Consider the following 2,669-nt stretch of genomic DNA (forward strand, 5'->3'; position numbering starts at 1 on the left):
TGCGGCGCGACAATCAAGATGGGAATCCCGCGACAATCAGGATGAGAATGCGCCGCTGCCGGGGTGACGAAGGGAGGGCGTAGCCCGACCGGAGTTACCCCGGCAGCGGCGTTGGCGCCCGGAGGGGCCTCATTTGGCGGTAACGGCGGCAGGTCAAGGATCGGTTTTCTCCTTCGAGAGGACCAATTCCTTGGCCGGCCGGCATGTCACCGATCAACAAATGAGGCTTTTCATGAGCTTGCGTCGTACCCATTCGCCAGCCGTCGCCGCTGCCAAGGCCGGTTTCAGCACTTCCGCCGCCTACCGGTTCGAAAAGGATCCCGGACTTCCATCTCAAAAGAAGGTGCCCCGCGAACGTCGCCGGGCTGATCCATTCGCCGATGTCTGGGAAAATGACGTTCTCCCTATGCTGAGGGCCGCCCCTGGCTTGCGGCCGATCTCCGTCTTCGAGGAACTATGCCGCCGGCATCCGAAGCTGGGTACCGGGACACGGCGGACGCTTGAGCGGCGCATTCGGGCATGGCGGGCAGTGAACGGCCCGGATCGGGAGGTGATCTTCCGCCAGGAGCATCCGCCGGGCCGCATGGGCTTGTCGGACTTCACCGAGGTCGCCGATCTCGGCGTCACCGTCGCTGGCCAGTTGCTGGACTGCCGGCTCTACCACTTCCGCCTGCCGTTCTCCGGCTTCGAACACGCCCATGTCGTGCTCGGCGGCGAAAGTTTTGTAGCCCTTGCGGAAGGGCTGCAAAACGCCCTGTGGTCGCTGGGCGGGGTTCCCGAGCAGCACCGAAGCGACAGCCTCTCGGCGGCGTTCCGCAATCTCGGCACTGATGCCAAAGAGGATTTGACGACACGCTACGAGGCGTTCTGCGGCCACTACGGCATGACGCCGACCCGCAACAATCCCGGCGTGTCGCATGAGAACGGTTCGATCGAAAGCGCACACGGCCATCTCAAGAGAGCACTCGCAGATGCCCTGCTGCTGCGTGCCTCGCGCGACTTCGACGATCTTGCGGCATGGCGGGCCTTCGTCGACGAGATCGTTGGCCGCGGCAACGCACGCAATACCAAGCGCATCGACCAGGAGCGGATGGCGCTGAAGAAATTGCCGGCCCGCAAGACCGCCGATTATGAGGAGGTCAACGTCGACGTCACGACGTCCAGCGCCTTCACATTGCGCAAGGTATTTTACTCGGTCCCATCCCGCCTGATCGGTCACCGGCTGCGGGTGCGGCTTTATGACGACCGGCTCGAATGCTTCCAGGGCGCCACGCACATCATCACCTTGCGGCGCGGGCGAACGCTGCCGAACGGCAAGCACGGCCATGTCGTCGACTATCGCCATGTCATTCATTCCTTGCGCCGCAAGCCGATGGCGCTGCTCAATCTGGTCTATCGTGACCAGCTCTTCCCCCGCCGCGTCTACGCCCTCGCGTTCGATGCCTTGCTCGCTGGACTCAGCGAGAGGCCAGCCTGCCGGGCCATGGTCGGACTTCTGGTGCTCGCACACGAACGTGCCTGCGAGGCGGAACTCGGCGTCATGCTGCAATCAGCCCTCGACGACGGCGTCCTGCCGGACCTCAAGTCGTTGATCGAGCGCTTCCGCCCGAAGGACATGGAACTACCGGTCGTCATCGTCACGCTGCCATCGCTCGCCATCTACGACCAGATCGCCGCGACCGTGGGAGAGGCAGCATGAATGCGCCCGACAAGATCGACGCCGCCCGTCTCGAACTGCTGCTCAGCGAGCTGCGCCTGCCCGGCATCAAGCTGATCTGGACCGCCCTGGCGGAGACCGCCGATAAGGAAGGCTGGCCTGCAGCCCGCTTCCTGGCTGCGCTGGCCGAACAGGAGATGGTGGAGCGAAGCCGGCGCCGCTTCGAACGTCATCTGGAGGAAGCGCGACTGCCTCCGGGAAAGACCCTCGACGCCTTCGACTTCGATGCCGTGCCGATGATCTCGAAGGCGCAGGTGCAGGCGCTCGCCGCTGGTGACGCCTGGCTCGAAAAGGGCGCCAATCTCTTGTGTTTTGGCCCGCCAGGCGGCGGTAAATCGCATCTGGCGGCGGCGCTCGGCATGGCCCTGATCGAAAAGGGCTGGCGCGTATTGTTCACCAGAACCACAGATCTCGTGCAAAAGCTCCAGATCGCGCGCCGTGATCTCGCGCTCGAAGCGGCGATCGCCAAACTCGACAAATATCACCTCCTGATTCTCGACGATCTTGCCTATGTGACCAAGGATCAAGCGGAGACCAGCGTTCTGTTCGAACTGATCAGCGCCCGCTACGAACGACGATCGATGCTCATCACCGCCAATCAGCCATTTGGTGAATGGGGAAAAATCTTCCCGGATCAAGCCATGACCCTCGCGGCAATCGACCGCCTCGTCCATCACGCCACGATCCTCGAAATGAATGTCGACAGCTATCGCCGGAAAGAAGCTGTCGACAAAGCGCGCGGAGTCGGACGACCGCCAACGCGCGCGACAATCAAAGGCTCAGCTTGATTGTCGCTCCACGACAATCAAATCACGCGTCACGAAAATACCGCTTGCGTTATCGTCGCGCCGCGACAATCATCCTCCCACCGCGACCGCCGAAATGGCCATCCTGATTGTCGCTGGCTTCTCATCCAGATTGTCGCGCTACAGTCTGTCTCTTATACACATCT

Annotated in this window: 2 protein-coding genes; both read left to right on the forward strand. The window is 62.5% G+C overall.

Annotated elements, in window-relative coordinates; translation table 11 throughout:
- Window positions 1–190: 190 nt before the first annotated feature.
- The gene (istA, locus tag FXB38_RS41215; protein WP_148756589.1) at window positions 191–1,699 is read left to right on the forward strand and encodes an IS21 family transposase; all 1,509 of its coding nucleotides are present in this window, start codon (window positions 191–193) and stop codon (window positions 1,697–1,699) included.
- On the forward strand, window positions 1,696–2,505 hold the full coding sequence (istB, locus tag FXB38_RS41220; RefSeq protein WP_148756590.1) for an IS21-like element helper ATPase IstB: 810 nt from the start codon (window positions 1,696–1,698) through the stop codon (window positions 2,503–2,505). The genes istA and istB overlap by 4 nt, the downstream gene beginning before the upstream one ends.
- Window positions 2,506–2,669: the final 164 nt, after the last annotated feature.

Source organism: Bradyrhizobium cytisi, assembly GCF_008123515.1.
In the GTDB taxonomy this organism is placed as follows: Bacteria; Pseudomonadota; Alphaproteobacteria; order Rhizobiales; family Xanthobacteraceae; genus Bradyrhizobium; species Bradyrhizobium cytisi.